We start from the raw sequence: 3,130 nt of genomic DNA, 5'->3' as shown, positions 1-3,130 counted from the left end.
CGGGACGACGACCGTCCACGTCGCGGCGCACCTGGCCGCCCGGGCGCCGCTGACCGTCGCCGTGCTCAGCCTGCAGACGGCCGACCGGCTGGCCGACCGGCCCGGGATCGACCTCCTCGTGGTCGGCGGCCGCTCCCGCCCCGGCGAGCGTTCGTTCGTCGGGCCGCTCGCGCTGCGGACGCTGGAGGCGCTGGCCTTCGACTGCTTCGTGATGTCGATCGGCGGCGTGCACGCGGAGCACGGCTGGTCGGAGTTCTCGCTCGACGACGCCGCCGTCAAGCAGACCGGCCTGGCCCAGTCCGCCCGCGCGGTGGCCGTGGCGGACGCGACCAAGCTGGGCGTGCGCGCGTTCAGCCGGGTCGCGCCGCTCGACGCCGTGGACACCTTCGTCACCGACCGCGCCGCGGCCGACCCCGCCACCAACCCCGGCGGGCCCCGCACGCTCGACGCCCTGCGCGAAGCGGGCGTCGGGACCGTCCTCGCCTGACCACCACCCAGGGAGACCCTTGTGACCGCTCCTCTGATCGTCAGAGCCGACCCGTACTCGGCACCGGGGACGACCCCGCCAAGCTCGACGCGAACGTGCGCGCCATGAACGAGGTCGCGCTAACCCTCTTCCGCGCCGGCCACCTCGCCGTCACCGGCGAGGCCCTCGCCCTGCCGCTCCTGGAGACCGCGGGCGGCGCCCGGCCCGGCACGCCGCTGTTCGACGAGATCTTCCACCCCGTCGCCGAGCTGCTGCTGAGCCGCTGCGACGCCGTCCTGCGCATCGGCGGCCCGTCCGAGGGCGCGGACCGGATGGTCGCGCAGGCCCGCGCCGAGGGGAAGACCGTCTTCACCGACCTCTCGGAGGTCCCGGCCCGCTGACTCTTCCAGCCCTTGGCCTCTCTGAGATCCCGGCCCGCCGACCCTGCTAACTCTTCGCCGGACCCTTCGGCCAGTTCCGCAGCAGCGCGTCGAGGGCGTCCAGGATCCGCGCCCAGGTGTCCTCGGTGTCGCGCGGCGTGTGCGCGAAGCTGCCGCCCGTCTCCAGCGTGACGTAGCCGTGGAAGGTACTGCCCAGGAGCCGGACGGCGTCCGTCTCGTCGGGCTCGACGAAGTCGTAGCCGCGCAGGATCGCGCGCGTCATCTGCGAGTGCCGGACGGCGGCGCTGGCGCGCGCGGTCTCCGGGTCCAGCTGGAGCCGGGCGGCGGCGTAGCGGCCGGGGTGCTCGCGGGCGTAGCCGCGGTAGGCGTCGGCGAAGGCGGTCAGCGCGTCCTTGCCGGCCCGCCCGGCGAGGGCCGCGGACACCCGGTCGGCGAGTTCCTCCAGGGCGAGCAGGGCGATCCTCGTCTTGAGGTCCTGCGAGTTCCTGACGTGCGAGTACAGGCTCGCGTCCTTGACGCCGAAGCGCCGGGCGAGCGCCGAGACGGTCACCTTGTCGAAGCCGACCTCGTCGGCGAGTTCCGCCCCCGCCCGGGTGAGGCGTTCGGCGGTCAGTCCTACGCGCGCCATGCGGCTCCCTTCACGTTCCCTGGTCTCCTGGAGCAATAATACATTTGCCTAATGCTCCTAGGTAATTTACGTTGATCCCTATGAAGCCGCTGACCGAACAAGAGATCCGTACCGCCTTCGTCAACTGCACCAAGGGCGAGGCCTCGCGCCTGAACGTCCCGCGGGGCCTGGCCGAACAGCCCTGGGAGGACCTGGACTTCCTGGGCTGGCGAGATCCCCAGGCGCCCGACCGCGCCTACCTCGTCGCCGAGCTCCCCGACTTCGGCGACCGCCCGGTGGCCGTCGCGCTGCGTTCGTCCTCCGGTTCCTCCTGGCAGGCCCGGCGAAGCATCTGCTCGCTGTGCGTGACCACCCACACCGGTGGCGTCTCGCTGCTGGTCGCCCCACGCGCCGGCAAGGCGGGCAAGCAGGGCAACTCGGTGGGCGCCTACATGTGCAGCGACCTCGCGTGCTCGCTCTACGTGCGCGGCAAACGGGAGGTCGGCACCAAGCTGCACGAGTCGCTCACCCTGGAGGAGAAGGTCCAGCGCACGGTGGCGAACCTGGCCGCCTTCGTCGCCAAGGTCACCGCATGACCGCGGGTGGCGCCCCGCTGTGGGACGTCACCCTGTGCTGGCTCCTCTCCCCCGCGCCACCCCGGCGCCCGCCGTCACCCGACGGCGGGCGCCCGCAGCTCGACGTGCCCGTGCCGCAGGAGGTTGCGGTGCCCGTCGGTGAACTCCACCCGCAGGCTCCGGTCCGGCCGGACGTCCACGACCACAGCCCCCTCGACCGCGCCGAACGCCGAGTCCCGGTACACCCACACGCGGTCCCCGACGCGGAACTCCACCGTCTCCGAGATGATCACCGGACTCACCCTCTTCCCCTTCCCCTGCCACCCACACACTGACCAGTACGTCCCGGCGGGCCCGACGACTCAATCCCGCCGTGCCGTGCGCCGTCGGACGTCGTCCATCAGCTTGTCCAACAGCCCGGCCAGCACGGCGCGTTCGTCCTCCGACAGGCCGCCGACGAGCGACGCCTCCCGACCGAGCACGGCATCGACGGACCGCTCGATGAGCGCGTGCCCCTCGGGCGTGAGGCTCACCAGGACGGTCCGCCGGCCGGTGGTGCCCGGTGCGCGCCGCACCAGGCCGTCACGCTCGGCGCGGGCGACGCGCTGGGAGATCGCGCCCGCCGTCACCAGCGTCCGGCGCGCGAGCTCGCGGGTGCTCAGGGCGTACGGCGACCCGGAGCGGCGGATCACGGACAGCAGGTCGAGGGTGGCCGCGTCGATCCCCGCCGCGCGCAGCACCCGGGCGCGGTCGTCGGCGAAGAGCTTCGCCAGCCACCAGACCGGGGTGACGATCTCGATGGAGTCGGTCGGGGTGCCCGGCCGCTCCCGCCGCCAGGCCTCGGCGATCCCGGCCGCGGAGTGGACGGGTTCCGGGTCCGGCGCTGCTTCGTCGACCACGGTGCGCTCCTTGCGCTCGTCGGATATGTTTAGGCCTAAACGTACAGCCGAGGGCAGGAGGACCCGTGCACCGCACCGTGCTCGTCACCGGGGGAACCAGCGGCATCGGCCGCGCCGTCGCGGCCCGGTTCGCGGCCGACCACGCCGACGTGGTCATCACCGGCCGCCGTCCCGACGCCGTC

6 protein-coding genes and 1 pseudogene are annotated in these 3,130 nt (G+C 73.3%); 4 read left to right on the top strand and 3 right to left on the bottom strand.

Annotated features, from left to right (window positions below; genetic code table 11):
- Positions 1–487 (top strand): annotated as a pseudogene (locus tag AB0O00_RS33795) (DeoR/GlpR transcriptional regulator); the annotation flags it as partial.
- A 104-nt stretch (positions 488–591) separates the two neighbouring features.
- A complete protein-coding gene (locus AB0O00_RS33790) occupies positions 592–867 on the top strand; it encodes a DUF4406 domain-containing protein (protein ID WP_363658369.1) in 276 nt (91 codons plus the stop codon).
- A gap of 46 nt (positions 868–913) precedes the next feature.
- Here the strand turns inward: AB0O00_RS33790 and AB0O00_RS33785 are convergent, their stop codons facing one another.
- Positions 914–1,495 carry a WHG domain-containing protein gene (locus AB0O00_RS33785; RefSeq protein ID WP_363658367.1) on the bottom strand — a complete coding sequence of 194 codons (582 nt, stop codon included), beginning with the start codon at positions 1,493–1,495 and terminating at the stop codon, positions 914–916.
- Positions 1,496–1,575: 80 nt separating this feature from the next.
- On the opposite strand from AB0O00_RS33785, the gene AB0O00_RS33780 reads away from it, so the two are divergent.
- The gene (locus AB0O00_RS33780) at positions 1,576–2,070 is read left to right on the top strand and encodes an FBP domain-containing protein (protein ID WP_363658365.1); all 495 of its coding nucleotides are present in this window, start codon (positions 1,576–1,578) and stop codon (positions 2,068–2,070) included.
- 74 nt (positions 2,071–2,144) lie between these two features.
- Here AB0O00_RS33780 and AB0O00_RS33775 read toward each other — a convergent pair whose 3' ends face one another.
- Complete coding sequence (locus AB0O00_RS33775) at positions 2,145–2,351, bottom strand: hypothetical protein (protein ID WP_363658363.1); 207 nt, start codon at positions 2,349–2,351, stop codon at positions 2,145–2,147.
- Positions 2,352–2,411: 60 nt separating this feature from the next.
- Positions 2,412–2,948: a MarR family transcriptional regulator gene (locus tag AB0O00_RS33770; protein WP_363658361.1), complete on the bottom strand. Its 537-nt coding sequence runs from the start codon at positions 2,946–2,948 to the stop codon at positions 2,412–2,414.
- Between the two features lie 65 nt (positions 2,949–3,013).
- Between AB0O00_RS33770 and AB0O00_RS33765 the strand changes: the two genes are divergently transcribed.
- Positions 3,014–3,130 (top strand): SDR family NAD(P)-dependent oxidoreductase (locus AB0O00_RS33765; RefSeq protein ID WP_363658371.1); only part of this gene is annotated, 117 nt, incomplete at its 3' end.

This window comes from Kitasatospora sp. NPDC093558 (genome assembly GCF_040683475.1).
Classification (GTDB): domain Bacteria; phylum Actinomycetota; class Actinomycetes; order Streptomycetales; family Streptomycetaceae; genus Kitasatospora.
The sequence above is the reverse complement of the archived record's forward strand: the minus strand, read 5'-3'. Positions and strand labels throughout refer to the sequence as shown.

Excerpts from the sequence above, each read along its gene's own strand:
- AB0O00_RS33785 (WP_363658367.1), bottom strand. The coding sequence starts at position 1,495 with ATGGCGCGCGTAGGACTGACCGCCGAACGCCTCACCCGGGCGGGGGCG.
- AB0O00_RS33790 (WP_363658369.1), top strand. The coding sequence starts at position 592 with ATGAACGAGGTCGCGCTAACCCTCTTCCGCGCCGGCCACCTCGCCGTC.
- AB0O00_RS33780 (WP_363658365.1), top strand. The coding sequence starts at position 1,576 with ATGAAGCCGCTGACCGAACAAGAGATCCGTACCGCCTTCGTCAACTGC.